We start from the raw sequence: 18,224 nt of genomic DNA, 5'->3' as shown, positions 1-18,224 counted from the left end.
GAGACCCCGATGCGTCAGCACACTCCTGCCCCCGGCCGTTCCCCCGGCCGCATCGCCATCGTCGGCATGGGCTGCCGGCTCCCCGGTGACACCGACTCGCCCGCCGCCCTGTGGCGGCTGCTGGCCGACGGACGCGACGCCGTCGGCGAACCGCCCGCCGAGCGCGCCGCGCTCTGGGCGGCAGACCCCGCCACGACCGCCCGGCCCGCGCCCGCACCGCCCGTACGCGGCGGATATCTGCGCGACGTGGCCGGCTTCGACGCCGACTTCTTCGGCGTCTCCGGACGCGAGGCCGACATCCTCGACCCCCAGCACCGACTGCTGCTGGAAGTGGCCTGGGAGGCCCTGGAACACGCCGGAATGCCACCCGACAAGCTCGGCTCCACCGCCACCGGCGTCTTCGCCGGGCTCAGCTACAACGACTACATGAACCGGCTCGACCGGCACCCCCGCGAGCTGGAGGGCTCCGCCCTGGCCAACGGGCACTGCGTGGCCACCGGCCGGATCTCCTACCTCCTCGGCCTCCACGGCCCGTCGGTGGCATTGGACACCGCGTGCTCGTCCTCCCTGGTCGCCGTCCACCTGGCCGTCCAGGCGCTGCGCGCGGGGGAGTGCGATCTGGCCCTGGCCGGCGGGGTCACCCTGATGTTCGAGCCGCGGATCACCCGCTCGTTCGACCGGATGGGCATGCTCTCGCACACCGGCCACTGCCACGCCTTCGACGCCGCCGCAGACGGCTTCGTCCGCGGCGAGGGCTGCGGCATCGTCGTCCTCAAACGCCTCACCGACGCGCTGCGCGACGGGGACCGGATCCTGGCCGTGCTGCGCGGCTCGGCCGTCAACCAGGACGGCCACTCCGACGGGCTCGCCGCGCCCTCGGCCGCCGCCCAGCGCGCCCTGTACGAGAAGGCGCTCGGCCGCGCCGGGGTGGACCCCGCCGACGTCGGCATGGTCGAGGCCCACGGCACCGGCACCCCCGTCGGCGACCCGGTCGAATTCACCAGCCTCGCGCAGGTCTACGGGACCGGCCGCGACCGCTGCGCCCTGGCCTCGGTCAAGACCAACCTGGGCCATCTGGAGCCCGCCGCCGGAGTCACCGGACTGATCAAGGCCGTGCTGTGCCTGGGCCGTGCCCAGATCCCGCCCAATCTGCACTTCACCCGGTGGAATCCCGACATCGCCGCCGAGGGAACCCGCTTCTTCATTCCCCGCGAGCTCACCCACTGGCCGGTGCGGACCGGCCCCCGGCTGGCCGCGGTGTCCTCCTTCGGCTTCTCCGGGACCAACGCCCACGTGGTCCTGGAACAACCGCCCGCCCCCGCGTCCCGCCCCACATCGCCACGGCCCCGGCCCGCCACCCGCGCCGTTCCGCAGGTGTTCCTCGTCCCCGCGGGCTCCCCGGCCGTGCTGCCCGGCGCCGCCCGCCGGATGGCGGACTGGCTGGAGGGCGGCGGCGCCGACACCCCGCTGCGCGACATCGCCCACACCCTGGCGCTGCGCCGTGGCGCCGGCCGCGGACGGCTCGGCGTCATCACCGCCTCGCGCGCCGAACTCGTGGGCTCCTTGAGGGCGTTCGCCGACGGGCAGGCCCACCCCGCCGTGGTGAGCGGCGCCGTGGGCGCCGCGGTCTCCCGCCGGCCGATCTGGGTGTTCTCCGGACAGGGCTCCCAGTGGCCCGGCATGGGACGGCGGCTGCTGGAGACCGAACCGGTCTTCGCCGAGGCGCTCGCCGAGGCCGACGCCCTCATCGCCGCCGAATCCGGCTTCTCGGTGCTCGACATCGTCCGCCGCGGTGCGCCGGTGACCGGCTGCGGCCGGGTGCAGCCCGTGCTGTTCGCCCTCCAGACCGCGCTCGCCGCCACCTGGCGCGCCCACGGCGTGGAGCCCGCCGGGGTCATCGGCCACTCCATGGGCGAGGTCGCCGCCGCCGTGGTGGCCGGGGCGCTCTCCCTCGCCGACGGGGCCAAGGTGATCTGCCGCCGCTCCGCGCTGCTCACCCGCGTCGCCGGAAGGGGCGCCATGGCCACGGTGGGCCTCGGCGCCGACGAGGTGCAGGCCGAACTCGACAGCGGCGGCGCCGCCGAAGCCGTCACCGTGGCCGTCATGGCCGCGCCCGGCTCCACCGTGGTGGCCGGGGACACCGCACACATCGAACGGCTCGTCGCCGGCTGGCAGGCCCGCTCCGTCCCCGCCGCGCCGATCGCCGTGGACGTCGCCTCGCACTCGCCCCAGGTGGACCCGCTCCTGGCCGATCTGCGCACAGCCCTCGCCGACCTCGACCCCCGCCGCCCGGAGGTGCCCTTCTACACCACCGTCCTGGACGATCCGCACACCCCGCCCGCCTTCGACGCCGACTACTGGTGCGCCAATCTGCGCCACCCGGTCCGGTTCTCCGCGGCCGTCGCCGCCGCCGCGGCCGACCGCCACCTGGTGTACGTCGAGATCTCCCCCCACCCGGTCATCACCCACCCCGTCCTGGTCGGCCTCGCCGGGCTGGTGGAGGACCCCGTCGTCCTGCCCACACTCCGCCGCGAGGCGGACGAGCCGACCACCTTCCGGACCCATCTGGCCGCGCTGCACTGCGCGGGCGTCCCCGTCGACTGGTCCGTGCTGTACGCGGACGCGGCACTCGCCGACGTACCGCCCATCACCTTCGACCGCACCCGCCACTGGGCCGACGCCCCGCTCCCCGCCCCCGCCCCCGCTGACACCACCTCGGCCGGTGCGCTGCCCGGCGCGCACCTCGAAGTGCCCGGCGAACCCGTCCGCCACTCCTGGCGCGCCCGCACCGGCACCGCGGCCCTGCCCTGGCTCGACGACCACCGGGTGCACGGCGCCCCCGTCCTGCCCGGCGCGGTCTCCTACGCCCTCGCGCTCACCGCCGCCTGCGAGGTGTTCGGCGCCGGGCCCGAGGAGGCCGAGGTGACCGATCTGCACTTCCGCGAACTGCTGCGGCTCGCCGACCACACCGACCTGTCCACCACGGTGACCCTCGCCGCCACCGACCGCGCCGAATGCGAGATCTTCGGACGCGACGAGGACGGCGCCTGGGTGCGGCAGGCCACCGCCGTGCTCCGCGGACTCGCCGTACCACCCCGTTCCCGCGCCGCCTCCGTCCGTACGCTCGCCCTGCGCCATCCCGTACCCATCGAGGCCGAGGCGCTGTACGCCAATCTGCGGGCCCGGGGCGTGGCACACGGACCGGCGTTCCAGGGCATAACCGAGGTGTCCGCCTCCCGCCAGGGCAACAGCTTCTGGGCCCGGGTGCGGATCCCCGAGGCCGCCCGGGAACCCGGACACGGGCTGCGTGTCCACCCCGTCCTGGTCGACCTGTGCGCGCAACTCCTCATCGCCGGACTGCTCGACGAGGGCGACCGGCGGCTGCTGCTGCCCGCGCGGATGCGATGCGTACGCGTCCTCGGCGACCCCGAGACCGCCGTGTACGGCCACGCCCGGCTCGCCGAGACCACCCCCGGAGCCATCATCGGCCACGTCCGCCTGCTCGACGCGGACGGGCGGCCGGTCCTGGCCGTCGACGGGCTGCGCATCGTCCACCGGGCCGTGGAGCGTGCGGCCGAGGTCGACCAGTGGTTCCTCGAGGTCGGCTGGCGGCGCGCCGCTCGGCCCCCGGCCACCCGGCCCCCGGGGCGGTGGCTGATCGTCGGCGAGGCGGACGGCACCGCCCGCCCGGTGGCCGCCGCCCTGCGCGCCGCCGGAGCCACCGCCCGGGTGTGGGAGGCGCCCCTGACCGACGAGGGGCTCGACGTGTTCCGCGACGCCCTCACCAACCGGCTCACCCGCCCCGGGGAACGGCCACGCGCCGTGGTGTTCGTATGCGGCCCGCACCCCGCTGAGGGCGGCCCGCACCTCGGCGGGGACGGCGCGCGCCCCGGCGAGGGTGGCGCGCATCCCGCCGGGGGCGGCGCACACCCCGCCGTGTGTGGCCCGCACTCCGCCGGGGGTGGCGCGTACCCCGCCGTGTGTGGCCCGCACTCCGCCGGGGGTGGCGCGTACCCCGGCGGGGACGGCGCGCGCCCCGGCGAGGGCGGCCCGCATTCCGCCGGGGACGGCCCGCACTCCGCTGAGGGTGGCGCGCACCTCGCCGTGTGTGGCCCGCGCCCCGGCGAGGGCGGCCCGCATCCCGCCGGGGGCGGCGCGCACTCCGCTGAGGGTGGCGCGTACTCCGCCGAGGGCGGTCCGTACCCCGCCGGGGGCGGCGCGGAGGATGGGCTGCGGCGTACCCGGCGGCTGCTGGCCGCCGCCCAGGCGCTTACCGCCCGCTTCCCCGAACCGCCCCGCCTCTACGCCGCCACCTCGGGCGCCCGCACCGTGACCCCAGGCGACCTGGGCGACCCCGGACAGAGCGCGCTCCGCGGAGTCCTGCGGGTGCTCGCCCTGGAACACCCCGAGCTGCGGGCCACCTCGGTGGACACCGATCCGGCCGCCCCCGACCAGCTCGCGGACACCCTCGCCGCCGAACTCCTCGCCGACGGCCCCGAGGACGAGATCGCGCTGCGCGACGGAGCCCGCTACACCGCCGAACTGGACCACGCGCCCCTCACCGACACCGAACGCACCACCGCCGCCGCCCGCACCGTGCGCTGCGGCACCGACGGCTTCCGGCTGCGCGCCGGCCGCCTCGGCGACCTCGGCAGCCTGGAGCTCACCACCACCCCCCGCCGCCCGGCCGGACCCGGTGAGGTGGAACTGCGGGTGCTCGCCGCGGGCCTGAACTTCCGTGACGTCCTCACCGCCATGGGCCTGCTCCCAGGCGACGAGGACATCCGCTACCGGCTCGGCTTCGAATGCGCGGGCGAGGTGAGCGCGGTGGGGCCCGGTGTCGACCATCTCCGCGCCGGTGACCGGGTGGTGGCGGCCGATGTGCACGGCGGCGCCTTCGGCTCGTACACCGTCGTCCCCGCCGACCGCACCGTGCCCCTCCCCGAGGGCCTCGACCCGCACACCGCCGCCGGACTGCCGATCGCGTTCCTCACCGCCTGGTACGCGCTGCGCCACATCGGCCGGGTGAGCGCGGGGGAGCGGGTGCTGATCCACTCGGCCACCGGCGGCACCGGGCTGGCCGCCATCGCGGTGGCCCGGCTGCTGGGTGCCGAGGTGCTGGCCACGGCGGGCAGCGAGGAGAAGCGGCGCTTCCTGCGGGGGATGGGCGTCGCCCGGGTGATGGACTCCCGGTCGCTGGACTTCCGCGACGAGATCATGGAGGCCACCGGAGGCGAGGGGGTCGACGTGGTGCTCAACTCCCTGTCCGGGGCGGCCATCCGGGCCGGTCTCGAATGTCTGCGTCCCTTCGGCCGCTTCGTCGAACTGGGCGTCCGCGACATCCTCTCCGACGCCCCGCTAGGACTGGCCCCGCTGCGTCACAACATCACCTTCTCCACCGTGGACCTCAGGGAGCTCCAGCTGGACCGCCCGCGGGAGTACGCGGCGATGCTGCGCGAGGTGCTCACCGCGATCGGCGAGGGCCGCCTCAAACCACTGCGCTGCACCACCTATCCGCTCGCGGCGGTCACCGACGCGTTCCGGCAGATGGCCGGCGCCCGCCACATCGGCAAACTGGTGCTGAGCATCCCACAGGAGGGCCGGGTCGACGCGGTGCTGCCCGACGGACCCCGCACGGTGCGGGACGGCGGGACGTACATCGTCACCGGCGGTCTGCGCGGCCTCGGACTCGCCACCGCCCGCTGGCTGGCCCGGCAGGGCGCGGGCCACCTGGTGCTCAACGGACGGACCGCACCGGTAGGCGCCGCCGCACGGACACTCGCCGAGCTCTCCGCCGCCGGCACCAGGATCACCGTCGTCACCGGCGACATCGCCCGCCCGGACACGGCCGAGCGGCTGGTGGCCGCCGCCACCTCCGGCGAGGGGGCGTCCCTGCACGGCGTCGTCCACTCCGCGATGGTTCTCGACGACGCGGCCGTGGCCAACATCCGCGAGGACCAGCTGCGCCGCGTATGGGCGCCGAAGGCCACTGGGGCGTGGCGGCTGCACCGGGCCACCGAGGGGCACCGGCTGGACTGGTTCGCGGTGTACTCCTCGATGGCCTCCCTGCTCGGCAACGCCGGACAGGGTGCCTACGCGGCCGCCAACGCCTGGCTGGACGGCTTCGCCGCCTGGCGCTCGGCACGCGGCCTGCCCACCCTCGCGGTCAACTGGGGCCCGTGGGGCGAGACCGGAGTGGCCACCGGCTTCGCCGACCGCGGCTACCAGACGATCCCCACGGACGAGGGGCTGCGCGCGCTCGGCGCCCTGCTGGCCCATCGGCGGGTGCAGACCGGGGTGATCCCCGGCGAACCGGCCACCTGGATCCCTGCCACCGGCCGCCGGTCCTCGCTGTTCGCCCCGCTGCTCCCCGGTGACGACGCCCCGGCGGCCACCCGGGAGAGCACCGGCGACATCCGCGCCCGGCTGGCCGCCCTCCCGGCCGGTCCGGCCCGCCGCACCGCGCTGGAGTCCTATCTGACCGAGCACATCCGAGCCGTGCTGCGGCTCAGCAGCACCACCCTCGATCCGCGGACCCCGCTCAAGTCGCTGGGCTTCGACTCGCTGCTCGCCATGGAGCTGCGGGTGCGGCTGGAGACGGGGCTGAGCATCAAGCTCGCGGGCAACTTCGTCTGGCGGCATCCGACCGTGGAGGCCCTGGCCGCCGGGCTCGCCCAGCAGCTGGAGCTCGACCCGGCCGACCGGCCGGAGGAGCGGCTGGGCGCTCCGGGCTGACGGGAGCACGGGACCTCGTCGGCGCCACCGGCGGGCTACGGACGGGCGTCCGGGCGCTCCGGGGAACCCGGGGCATCCGGGGCCGGGCGGGCCCAGGCGCTCACGCCCAGCTTGCCGGTGGTGCCCAGGTCGACATGGTCGGGCACGGTCTGCGCGTCCTCACCCCCGCCGTTCGGCGCGACCTTCAGATAGCGCCCGTCGGCGGCGGGGCGCGTCACGTCCGTCACCAGATTCCGCCACGCCAGCCGCGCCACCGCCCGTTCACCGGGCTTCAGCCGCACCGGCCCGGTGGCCGTCTCGAAGCCGTCGAGGGTGGCGATGGCCGAGGCCCCGTGGCTGACCGTGACCTCCAGCGGCTCCAGGTCCTCGTCCAGCACCTGGACGGACGGATGGCCGCTCACCGTATAGGCGCGCGTGCCGCAGTTCACCAGCTCGATCTGCTGCACCCGCAGCCCCATCGCCGCGTCGGCCTCCGCGGCCCGCAGCAGCACCCCCGAGTCGGGGCAGGCCGCGGGAGCGGTGGGCGCGGTGGTGTCCGGGACGGCCGTGGGGCCCGCCGGGCGGGACGTGGCCTCGTCGGGCACCGCGGCCACTCCCGACGAGGACTGCGTACCGCACGCGGTGAGCAGACCGGCCGCCGCGAGCGAGCCGAGCAGCCGTCTTCGGCGGTGCCGGGCGGCGCTCCGGAAGAGGGGCGCCCGGGGTGTGGTGATCGCATCCGTGTCCATGCGGCTCATCCTGCCCCAACGCCGGGCGGGATGAGCCGCGTTGGACCGAACGCCCCGGTTACGGCGTCACGACGTCCGCCGTGGCCACCGGCCTTCCGCTGACGAACGACTGGTTGGCCGCGAGCCCGGTGACCAGCGCGAGCGCCCCGTCCTCCTCGGTGGCCCGCCGGCGGGAGGCGTCCGAGGCGTCCACGGCCGCGGCTCCGATGGCCGCCGCCGGATCCCCCGGGCCGTCCGCCGGATCCACCGGCCCGTAGAGCACATCGAGCATCCGCTCGTCCCCGCCGCCGTGTCCCGCGTGGTCGAACGCCGGCAGCTCCACCTCCCGCGGCGGCTCCCACAGCGGCCGCAGCACCAGCCGCGGTCCGCCCGCGTTGGCCAGGGCCTGGTCGCCGTGGATGGTGCCGCGCCCGGAGGCGGTGCCCAGCAGCGGCGGCTGCCACGCGCTCTCCTCGACCTCCAGCTCCAGCCGGCCCCGGGTGCCGTTGAACATCACCCGGTAGCCCTCCCAGGGGGAGTAGGCGGTCAGGTGGTACGTCATGGTGGCGCCGGTGTCGTAGCGGACCAGCAGCGCCATGTCGTCCTCGATGGTGATGTCGTCGCCGAACACATTGCGGTCGCGGTGGTAGCCGTCCGCGCCCTCGGCGTCCAGGTACAGCGAGCGCATCGCGTCGTTCTCGGCGAGTTCCAGCGCGAACGGGTCGTCCCGCGCGGCGGCGGCGCCGTGGGCCCGCTCGTACTCGCGCCGGTAGCCGCTGCGCTCGCCCGCCGCACGGCCGTAGAAGCCGAGCCGGCCGTAGCCGAACACCTCCTCCGGCCGCGCCCCCAGCCACCAGTTGACCAGGTCGAAGTGGTGGCTGGACTTGTGCACCATCAGCCCGCCGCTGTGTTCCTTCTCGCGGTGCCAGCGGCGGAAGTAGTCGGCGCCGTGCCGGGTGTCCAGCAGCCACTCGAAGTGCACCGACAGCACCTCGCCGATGGCGCCGCCGGACAGCTGCCGGTGGACCTCCTCGTGCACCGGGTTGAAGCGGTAGTTGAAGGCGACCGCCAGATGGTTGCCGGTCTCCCGGACCGTCTCCAGGATGCGGCGGCACTTGGCCGCGTCGGTGGTCATCGGCTTCTCGGTGACCACCCGGCAGCCGGCCCGCAGCGCGGGCACGATGTACGCGTCATGCAGCGCGTCCACGCAGGTCACCACCACCTCCTGGATATCGTCCGCGCGCAGCCGCCGCTCGAACTCCTCCGGGCTCCAGGCGGCGGCCTCCGGCTCGCCCGCCTCCTTCAGCAGCCGCTGGTGGTGGGCGATGCGCACCGGGTTCGGATCGCACAGCGCGGCGACCCTCAGCCGTGGGCGGCGGGCCAGCGCCTCGGTGAACATCTGGGCCCGGGAGCCGGTGCCCACCACCACGGCCCGGGACGGGGTGCTGCCGACGGTCATGCGTCCTCCAGCGGAAGCAAACGATTCAATCCGAAGTCGATCAACGCCTGCGCAGGATAGGACGATCGGCGGCCCGCCACCACGGGGAGTGCCGCACGGGCCGGGTCGGCCGTGCGGGGGGGGGTGCACGGGCGGACCCTGTGCAAGGATGAAATGAGTGGACATGACCTCCAGGGTCCCGGCGCGGTGGACGTGTCGGGCCGCTGTCGGCGCCCCTCACAGCTCCCGGGAGGGTGACGGGCCATGACCGATATCCAGGAGTCGCTGCGCGAGATGATGGAGTGCGAGGGCGCACTCGCGGCCTCGGTCGTCGACTATCTGAGCCGGATCACCCTGGGCGCCGTCCAGACCTCGCAGGGACCGAACCTGGAGAAGGTGGCCTACGGGGACACTGATGTGCTGCGGGCCAAGCTGTCCACTCTGGAGTTTCTCGGCTACAGCCCGGAGCGGCTCGAGGACATCGTCGTCACGCTGGACACCGAGTACCACCTGATCCGTCCGCTCAGTCAGCGGGCCAGCCAGGGGGTCTTCCTCTATCTGGTGGCCGACCGGACGCGGGTGGATCTGGACGCCGCGAGGGCGACGATGCGCGATGTGGCCCTCCGGCTCGATGTGTGACCGTGCCCCCTCGCCCCGACGGGGCCGGTGACGCCCGTCGAGGGGCCATGGTGAGCGTTGTGTGGGCGCGGCGCCACGTATCGTGCCAATGTGTATCACGCACCGGGACGGCCATGGATCGTGCGCGACGAGGCTTCCCGATCGGAGGGGGATAAATGGTAGGAAGGGTGCGTGGTCGGAGTTTTCGGTCGATCAAGGCTTGCCCCACACACCCCCTCCCGGACGCGTCTCCGCTCGCTCCTGAGCCTGCACAGCTTGAGCGTGCGCAGCATCGCCGGGCAGGTTTTCGCTGTCCAAGTGCTGCTCGTGTGCCTGCTCATCGTGGCGGCCACGACGGCGCTCATCCTCCAGGCCCGGATCGACAGCGAGCAGGAGGCCCTCAACCGCGCCACCGCCGTCGCCCAGACCTTCGCCACCTCCCCGGGCACCGCGTCCGCGATGTACGCCGAGAATCCGACCACCCTGCTCCAGCCCCGGGCGGAGAAGACCCGCCAGCGGGCGCATCTGGACTTCGTGGTCGTGGCGAACACCCACGGCATCCGCTATACCCACCCCAAGCCGCAGTACATCGGCAAGACGCTGGTGGCCGACTGGAAGCCCGTGGTGAAGGGCAAGATCGTCACCGAGTCGGTGCGGGGCCCCCTCGGCCGGGAGGTCCAGGCCACCGTCCCGATCCCCAGGGGCGACGGCACCGTGGCCGGTGTGGTGTGCGCCGGGATGACCGCCGCCGATGTGAGCGGCCGGGTCGAGCGCCAGCTGCCGCTGGTCTTCGGCTCCGCCGCCGGTGCGCTCGCGCTCGCCACCGGCGGGACCGCGCTGGTCGGCGGGCGGCTGCGGCGCCAGACGCGAGGGCTCGGCCCCGCCCAGATGACCCGCATGTACGAGCACCACGACGCCGTTCTGCACTCCGTGAAGGAAGGCGTGCTCATCGTCGACAGCCACGGCCGCCTGGTCCTCGCCAACGACGAGGCCGGCCGGCTGCTCGACCTGCCCCCGGACGCCGAGGGCCGCCTCGTCACCGAGCTCGGCATCGAGCCGCGCACCGCCGAACTGCTCGCCTCGGGCCGGGTCGTCACCGACGAGGTGCATCTGGCCGGGGAGCGGCTGCTGGCCGTCAACCAGCGCTCCACCCGATGGGACGGCGGGATGTCCGGAAGCGTCGCCACGCTCCGCGACTCCACCGAACTGCGCGCGCTGTCCGGGAAGGCCGAAGTGGCGGAGCGGCGGCTGAGGCTGCTCTACGAGGCCGGCGCGAAGGTCGGCACCACCCTCGATGTCGTACGGACCGCCGAGGAGCTGACCCGCTTCGCCGTCCCGTGGTTCGCCGACTTCGCCACCGTCGACCTCGTGGACCCCGTGCTGCGCGGCGACGAGCCCGTGGGCAGCGCCATGCGCCGCACCGCCACCTGTGGCGTCCGGTCCGACCATCCGCTGTGGCGGGTCGGCAAGATGATCACCTACAGCGGCACCGTGCCCCAGGCGCTGGGCTTCGGCGCGGGCCGGCCGGTGCTCGAGGCGGATCTGCGGACCTACGAGGGATGGCAGGAGCAGGATCCCGAGCAGGCGACCAAGATCGTCAAGTATGGCATCCACTCGATGATCACCATCCCGCTGCGGGCACGGGACGTCACCCTGGGCATCGCCACCTTCTGGCGCTCGGAGAAGTCCGAGCCGTTCGACGAGGACGACGTGGCGCTCACCGAGGAACTGGTCGCGCGCGCCGCGGTCGCCATCGACAACGCCCGCCGCTACACCCGCGAACACGCGATGGCGGCCACCCTCCAGCGCAGCCTGCTGCCCCAGGGCCTGCCCGAACAGGACGCCATGGAGGTGGCCCACCGCTATCTGCCCGCCCGGGCCGGAGTCGGCGGCGACTGGTTCGACGTCATCCCCCTGCCCGGCGCCCGGGTCGCCCTCGTCGTCGGCGATGTCGTCGGCCACGGACTGCACGCCGCCGCCACCATGGGCCGGCTGCGCACCGCCGTGCACAACTTCTCCGCGCTCGACCTGCCGCCCGATGAACTCCTGGCCCATCTCGACGAACTGGTCAGCCGGTTCGACCAGGACCAGGCCGCCGCGGGCACCGACGCCCCGGGGATCAGCGGCGCCAGCTGCCTGTACGCCATCTACGACCCGGTCTCCGGCCGCTGCACGATGGCGGGCGCCGGCCACCCGGGCCCTGCGGTGGTCCGCCCCGACTCCACCGTGACCTTCCCCGACGTCCCCCTCGGCCCCCCGCTGGGCCTGGGCGGTGAGCCCATCGAGACCGTCGAGCTGGAGCTGCCCGAGGGCAGCCGGCTGGCCCTGTTCACCGATGGGCTGATCCGGGACGGCGGCCGGGACTTCGACGAGGGGCTCGGCGTGCTGCGCACCACGCTCGCCGGACTGCCCGAGCGCACTCCGGAGGAGACCTGCCAGGCCGTCTTCGACACCATGGCGTCCTCCCACCCCGGCGACGACATCGCCCTCCTGGTGGCCCGCACCCATCTGCTGGACCCCGGGCACGTCGCCGAATGGGAGCTGCCCTCCGACCCCGCCGCGGTGGCCCGCATCCGCAACGAGGCGGCCCGGCAACTGAGTGCATGGGGTCTTGAGGAGGTCGGCTTCACCACCGAACTCATCCTCAGCGAGCTGATGACCAACGCCATCCGCTACGGATGCAGCCCCAGCCGCGTCCGGTTGCTGCGCGCCCGTACCCTCATCTGCGAGGTGGCGGACGGCTCCAGCACCTCCCCGCATCTGCGCCGCGCCGCCACCACCGACGAAGGGGGCCGAGGGCTCTTCCTCGTGGCCCAGTACGCCCAGCGCTGGGGGACCCGCTACACCCCCAACGGCAAGATCATCTGGGCCGAGCAGCCCCTGACCGCCCCGGTGGCACGGCTGGGCGAACGCAGCGGCGACGACCTCCTCGATCAGTGGGCCGACATCTCCGGCTGACCCCGATTGGCGCCGAAGCCCCGTCAGACGACACCCTCATGGCGTAAAGCGCCGCTCACCACGGGCCGTTGGGCCCGGTGGCGCGATGGGCTATGGAGGAATGCGGCATGCGCAAGAGGCTGCGGGAGCGGCTGCGGTACTGGTTCGACGGGACGATGGACCGTGGCACCCCGGCGCTGATCGGATGGCTGGGGCTGGCCTCATTGGCGTTGATCACCCTGGTCTCCGGGGTGGCGGTCGCCTTCGCCCACCACGACACGAAGGAGAACGGCGGCTGGCCGGGCATCGTCTGGATGAGCCTGCTGCGCACCCTCGACCCGGGCACGATGGGCGGGGACAGCGGCCGGCCGCTGTTCCTCGTCCTCATGCTCACGGTGACCATCGGCGGCATCTTCATCGTCAGCGCGCTGATCGGTGTGCTGACCACCGGTCTGGAGGCCCGGATCCAGCAGCTGCGCAAGGGCACCTCACGGCTGATCGAGCACCACCACACCATCGTGCTGGGCTGGTCGGAGCAGGTGTTCACGGTGATAGCGGAGCTGGTGGAGGCCAATCAGAGCGAGCGGCGCTCCTGTGTGGTGGTCCTCGCCGACCGGGACAAGGTCGACATGGAGGACGAGATCCGGCGCCGCATCCCGGACACCGGGAAGACCCGGGTGGTCTGCCGTTCCGGCAATCCGCTTCAGCGCGGCGACCTGGAGCTGGTGAGCCCGGACAGCGCCAAGGCCATCATGGTGCTCTCGCCCGTCGGGGACGACAGCGACATCGACGTCATCAAGTCGCTGTTGCTGCTGAACAGCCGCACCTGGACCGGGACCCGGCCCAATGTGGTGGCCGCCGTGCAGAGTTCCGCGAACCTGGCGGCCGCCCGGCTCGCCGCGGGGGACACCGCGCTGGTGATCGACGCTGATGACATCGCGGTCGGGCTGATCGTGCAGTCCCACCGCCAGTCCGGTCTCTCCACCGTCTTCAACGAACTGCTCAGCTTCGTCGGCAACGAGATCTACCCCTGGGACGAGCCCGCGCTGACCGGCGCCACCTACGGGGAGTCGCTGAACGCCTTTGAGCTCGGTGCGCCCATCGGCGTGCACCGCGCCGACGGTGAGGTGCTGGTCAACCCGCCCATGGACACCGTGATCGGGCGCGGGGACCGGCTGCTGACGGTCGCGGAGGACGATCTGCTCATCAAGACGGCGGTCACCCGGCCCCCGATCGCGCGCCCGGCGATGGCCATGGCCGAGTTCCGGCCACCGGTGCCGGACCGGACGCTGCTGATCGGCTGGAACTCCCGCGCGGAGAAGATCATCGCGCAGCTCGACCTGCTGGTGAAACCCGGCTCGGTGGTGGACATCGCGGCCGCGCGCCAGCCCCGGGAGGAGGGGAACCGGGAGCTGAAGAACCTCACGGTCGGCTTCAAGTACTGCGAACCCACCCGCCGTCCGTCGCTGGAGGCACTCGGGCTGGACGGCTACCGCCACATCGTGGTGCTGGCGGACGACGGGATCGACCCCGGACGCGCCGACGACCGTACCCTGGTCACCCTGCTCCACCTGCGCGACATCGAGATCCAGCTCGGCGACGATCCGTACTCCATCGTCACCGAGATGCACGACGACGCCAACCGCGAGGTCGCGCAGGTCACCAAGGCCGACGACTTCATCGTCTCCACCAAGGTGATCAGCCTGCTGCTGACCCAGCTCACCGAGAACCGCCATCTGTACGCGGTCTTCGCCGACCTCTTCGACCCACAGGGCTCCGAGATCTACCTCAAACCGGCGCCCAGCTATCTGATACCCGGCGCGGAGGCCAACTTCGCCACCGTCATCGAGGCCGCCCGCCAGCGCGGTGAGACGGCCATCGGCTACCGGCTGGCCCGGCAGAGCGACGAACCACCGCTCTACGGAGTCCACCTCAACCCGTCCAAGACCGCGCCGCTGACCCTGGAGGAGGGCGATACGGTCGTGGTGCTGGCCGAGGACTGAACGCGGCCGCGGGCGTCAGCCGAGCGCGCGATGGGCGCCGGGGGTGTGGCCGAAGGCCCGGCGGAAGACATCGATGAAGGCGCTGCTGGACGCCCAGCCGCAGCGATGCGCCACGGCCGTGACCGGGACGCCGTCGGCCAGCAGCCGCAGGGCGTGGTGCAGCCGCAGCTGGGTGCGCCACTGCGGGAAGGTCATCCCCAGCTCCGCCCCGCACAGCCGGGTCAGGGTGCGCTCGCCGACCCCGGCCGCGGCGCCGAGCTGTCGCAGGGTCCGGTTGTCCGCCGGGTCGCCGTGGAGCATGGAACACACCGCCGCCAGGCGCGGATCCCTGGCGGCGGGCACATGCACCGGCTGCTCGGCACACCGGCGGAGCTGATCGAGCAGTACGGCCCGCAGCCGGCGGCGCTCCGCGCCGAGGTCCGCCGGCCGCGCGGTGTACTCGATGATCAGCTCGCGCAGCAGCGGGCCGACGCCGAGGACCGCGGGCTGCTCCAGCCGCAGCGGGTTGTCCGCCACCGCCAGCCCCACCAGATGGAGGTCGGTGGCGCCGTACGCGCGGTGCTCATGGACGGTCCCGGCCGGGATCCAGAGCGCCCGGTTGGCGGGCGCGATCCAGCTGCCCGCGTCGGTGGTGACCGCCAGCACCCCGCGCCCGGCGTAGACGATCTGGTGCTCGTCATGCCGGTGCGCGTCGATGCCACTACCGGCGGGCAGCGGGCGCTGGCCCGTCGTCGCCTGGGGAGCGTGGCGGATTCTCTCCATCGCGACCTCATGGTATCGGCCATCGGAGCCGGTGGCCGGGGCGTGGATCCCGCCGCGGCCGTCAGCGGACGGCCAGGGCACCGTCCACATCGGCGCCGTCCACGTTCATGATGGTGCCGGTGGTCCACCCGGCCCGGGGGGAGGCGAGGAAGGCCGCGGCGGCGGCCACTTCATGGGGCTCGCTGGCCCGACCCGGCGGATGGCCGTCCGGGGCGTGACCGGCTCCGTACGGCTCCCCGGCGCTCATCGCGACGAGGCGGTCCCGTTCACACGCCGGGGCGGGTACGGCGCCGGGGGCGATGCCGACCACCCGGACCCCGGACGGGCCCAGTTCATTGGCGAGCGCCCGGGTCATCGCGTTGATGGCGCCACGCGTGGCGGAGTAGGCCGCGGACGGCCGGCCGGCGGATGCCGTGTGGGCCCAGTAGCTGCTGATGTTGATGATGCTGCCACGCCCCTCGATGAGCGCGGGCAGCAGCGCCTGGGCGAGCAGGAAGGGCACCCGGACATTGTGGTGCAGCATGGCGTCGAAGGAGTCGGCCGAGGTCTGGGCGAGCGGGCTGAAGTGTGCCGTGCCCGCGTTGTTGACCAGGGTGTCCACCCGCTCGGTGAGCGCGAGCACCTGACGCGCGGCGGCGGTGGCGGCGCCGGGGTCGGCCAGGTCCACGCGGAGTCCGCGTACGGTGGTGCCGTGTCCGGCCAGGGTGTGGCGGGCCCGCTCCAGCTTGTCCCCGTCATGGGCGAGCAGCACCAAGTCGGCGCCCGCCACCGCGAAGGCGTCCGCGATGGCGTAGCCGAGGCCCTCGTCGGCTCCTGTGATCACCGCGGTGGTGCCGGCGAGATGGCTCATGCACGGGCTCCCTTCGAGGTGTCGGTCTGCCGCGGCGGCCTCCCTGAGCGGGACAGATCTTGTCCGATTGGATCTTCAGCGTATGTATCCGGACAGATTCTGTCCATTTGATCGTGCGTCGGGCCGCCGTACGACCGGCTCCGATGACACTTCCGTACCGCACACTGGGGCGTCATGGAGCTGCAGATCACCGCCACATCGCCCGAGCATCCGGCGTCCCTGCTCGACCTGCCGTGGAACATCCCACTGGCGGAGTGGCCGGAGGAGCACCTGGTCTCGCTGCCCCGGGGCATCTCCCGCCATGTCGTCCGGTTCGCGCAGGCGGGCGGCGAGATCGTGGCGGTCAAGGAGGTCGGCGAGTGGGCGGCGGTGCGGGAGTACGGACTGCTGCGCGATCTGGACCGGCTCGCGGTGCCCGCGGTGGACGCGCTCGCGGTGGTGACCGGGCGCACCGACGGGCACGGCGATCCGCTGGAACCGGCGCTGATCACCCGCCATCTGGTGGGGTCGCAGCCGTACCGGTCGATGTTCCAGACGACCATGCGGCCCAGCACCATCAGACGGCTGCTCGACGCGCTCGCCGTGCTGCTGGTGCGGTTGCATCTAGCCGGGTTCGCCTGGGGCGACTGCTCGCTGTCCAACACCCTTTTCCGGCGCGACGCGGGCGCGTACGCCGCCTATCTGGTGGACGCCGAGACCGGGCAGATCCAGCCGAGGCTCACCAGCGGACAGCGGGAGTACGACGTCGAGGTGGCGCGGGTGAACATCGCGGGTGAGCTGATGGACCTGGAGGCGAGCGGCTCCCTGCACCCCTCGGTCGACCCGGTGCTCTTCGGCCAGGCCATCGTCGACCGCTACTGCGATCTGTGGCATGAGCTGACCCGTCAGTCGGTCTATCCGCTCGACCGGCGCCACGCCATCGACCAGCGCGTCCGCCGCCTGAACGACCTCGGGTTCGACGTGGCGGAGATGCAGATCGAGCGCTCGCCCGACGGCGACACCGTCACCTTCGTGCCCAAGGTGGTGGACGCGGGCCACCATCAGCGGCAGCTGCTGCGGCTTACCGGGCTCGACGCGGAGGAGAACCAGGCCCGCAGCCTCCTGAACGACCTGGAGACCTGGATGGCCACCCAGGACGACTACGCGCCCGGCGATCCGCTCGGCGCCCGCCCGGAGGTGCTCGCCCACCGGTGGGTCCGCGATGTTTTCCGGCCCACCGTGCGGACCGTGCCGAAAGAGCTGCGCGGTGCCACCGACACCGCGCAGATCTACTACGAACTGCTGGAACACCGCTGGCTGTTGTCCGAGCGGGCCGGCCGGGACGTGGGCCTGGACACCACCGTGGAGGACTACATACGGACCGTCCTGGCCCACCGACCAGGCGGCTGAACGCCCCGTGGCCGGGCGGGCGTTCAGGACTTCGAGGTCAGCACGTCCCGGATCGACGCGATCACCCGCGGCGCCTGGTCGTTGAGGTAGAAGTGGCCGCCGGAGTAGACCTGGAGGTCGAAGCCACCGGTGGTGTGCTCGCCCCAGGCGCGGGCCTCTTCGACGGTCGCTTTGGGGTCGTCGTCCCCCACATGCGCGTGGATGGGCGCCGCCAGCCGCGGGCCGGGGGTGTAGCGATAGGTCTCGGCCGCCTTGTAGTCGCTGCGGATCGCGGGGAGCACCATCCGGAGGATCTCGTCGTCGCCGAGGAGCTGGGTGTCGGTGCCGCTCAGGCCCTTCACCTCGGCGATCAGCCCGTCGTCGTCGCGGAGGTGGACGGACTCGTCACGGTGGCAGGACGGGGCGCGCCGTCCCGACGCGAAAAGCGCCACCGGCATGACGCCCTTCTGCTCCAGGCGCAGGGCGACCTCGAAGCTCAGCGTGGCGCCCATGCTGTGGCCGAAAAGCGCCACCGGCTTGTCCGTGTAGGGCAGCAGCTCGGGCACCAGAGCGTCGGCCAGTTCGGCGATGCTGTCGATGCACTTCTCGTTGCGCCGGTCCTGGCGTCCCGGGTACTGCACGGCGAGCACGTCGACCGTGGGCGAGAGGGCCTTGGAGACGGGGAAGTAGTAGGAGGCGGACCCTCCGGCGTGGGGCAGGCAGACGAGTCGCGTCGCCGCTGCCGGCGCGGGGTGGAACTGCCTGATCCACAGGCTTGTGCCGGTGGGGTTTGCGGTCACGTGATG

The 18,224-nt window shown here is 73.3% G+C and carries 10 protein-coding genes; 5 read left to right on the top strand and 5 right to left on the bottom strand.

Translation table 11 applies throughout. The features are described from left to right. Positions 1 to 9: 9 nt before the first annotated feature. The gene (locus LIV37_RS05985) at positions 10 to 6,735 is read left to right on the top strand and encodes a type I polyketide synthase (protein ID WP_243146397.1); all 6,726 of its coding nucleotides are present in this window, start codon (positions 10 to 12) and stop codon (positions 6,733 to 6,735) included. Between the two features lie 35 nt (positions 6,736 to 6,770). On the opposite strand, the gene LIV37_RS05980 is transcribed toward LIV37_RS05985, so the two are convergent. Continuing rightward, positions 6,771 to 7,463 carry a DUF4232 domain-containing protein gene (locus tag LIV37_RS05980; protein WP_020866198.1) on the bottom strand — a complete coding sequence of 231 codons (693 nt, stop codon included), beginning with the start codon at positions 7,461 to 7,463 and terminating at the stop codon, positions 6,771 to 6,773. A 58-nt stretch (positions 7,464 to 7,521) separates the two neighbouring features. Then, positions 7,522 to 8,901, bottom strand: a complete 1,380-nt coding sequence (locus tag LIV37_RS05975) for a Gfo/Idh/MocA family protein (RefSeq protein WP_020866197.1) — start codon at positions 8,899 to 8,901, stop codon at positions 7,522 to 7,524. 243 nt (positions 8,902 to 9,144) lie between these two features. Between LIV37_RS05975 and LIV37_RS05970 the strand changes: the two genes are divergently transcribed. The 3 genes from LIV37_RS05970 (at position 9,145) to LIV37_RS05960 (ending at position 14,438) form a co-directional block, all read left to right on the top strand. Continuing rightward, a complete protein-coding gene (locus tag LIV37_RS05970) occupies positions 9,145 to 9,519 on the top strand; it encodes a hypothetical protein (protein ID WP_020866196.1) in 375 nt (124 codons plus the stop codon). Between the two features lie 261 nt (positions 9,520 to 9,780). After that, entirely contained in the window at positions 9,781 to 12,456 is a 2,676-nt protein-coding gene (locus tag LIV37_RS05965; protein ID WP_020866195.1) for a SpoIIE family protein phosphatase, read from the top strand. 107 nt (positions 12,457 to 12,563) lie between these two features. Further along, positions 12,564 to 14,438 (top strand): CASTOR/POLLUX-related putative ion channel, encoded by a 1,875-nt coding sequence (locus LIV37_RS05960; protein ID WP_020866194.1) that lies wholly within the window; start codon positions 12,564 to 12,566, stop codon positions 14,436 to 14,438. A gap of 15 nt (positions 14,439 to 14,453) precedes the next feature. Here LIV37_RS05960 and LIV37_RS05955 read toward each other — a convergent pair whose 3' ends face one another. Further along, positions 14,454 to 15,200 carry an AraC family transcriptional regulator gene (locus LIV37_RS05955; protein ID WP_121826215.1) on the bottom strand — a complete coding sequence of 249 codons (747 nt, stop codon included), beginning with the start codon at positions 15,198 to 15,200 and terminating at the stop codon, positions 14,454 to 14,456. Positions 15,201 to 15,261: 61 nt separating this feature from the next. Beyond that, positions 15,262 to 16,050, bottom strand: coding sequence for an SDR family NAD(P)-dependent oxidoreductase (locus LIV37_RS05950; protein ID WP_020866192.1), 789 nt, complete (start codon positions 16,048 to 16,050; stop codon positions 15,262 to 15,264). 174 nt (positions 16,051 to 16,224) lie between these two features. On the opposite strand from LIV37_RS05950, the gene LIV37_RS05945 reads away from it, so the two are divergent. Continuing rightward, positions 16,225 to 17,439: a DUF4032 domain-containing protein gene (locus LIV37_RS05945; RefSeq protein WP_020866191.1), complete on the top strand. Its 1,215-nt coding sequence runs from the start codon at positions 16,225 to 16,227 to the stop codon at positions 17,437 to 17,439. Between the two features lie 23 nt (positions 17,440 to 17,462). Here LIV37_RS05945 and LIV37_RS05940 read toward each other — a convergent pair whose 3' ends face one another. Then, positions 17,463 to 18,218 carry a thioesterase II family protein gene (locus tag LIV37_RS05940; protein ID WP_020866190.1) on the bottom strand — a complete coding sequence of 252 codons (756 nt, stop codon included), beginning with the start codon at positions 18,216 to 18,218 and terminating at the stop codon, positions 17,463 to 17,465. Positions 18,219 to 18,224 lie beyond the last annotated feature (6 nt).

It is taken from the genome of Streptomyces rapamycinicus NRRL 5491, from assembly GCF_024298965.1.
Taxonomy (GTDB): Bacteria; Actinomycetota; Actinomycetes; order Streptomycetales; family Streptomycetaceae; genus Streptomyces; species Streptomyces rapamycinicus.
This window is presented reverse-complemented; position numbering and strand designations above follow the sequence as displayed.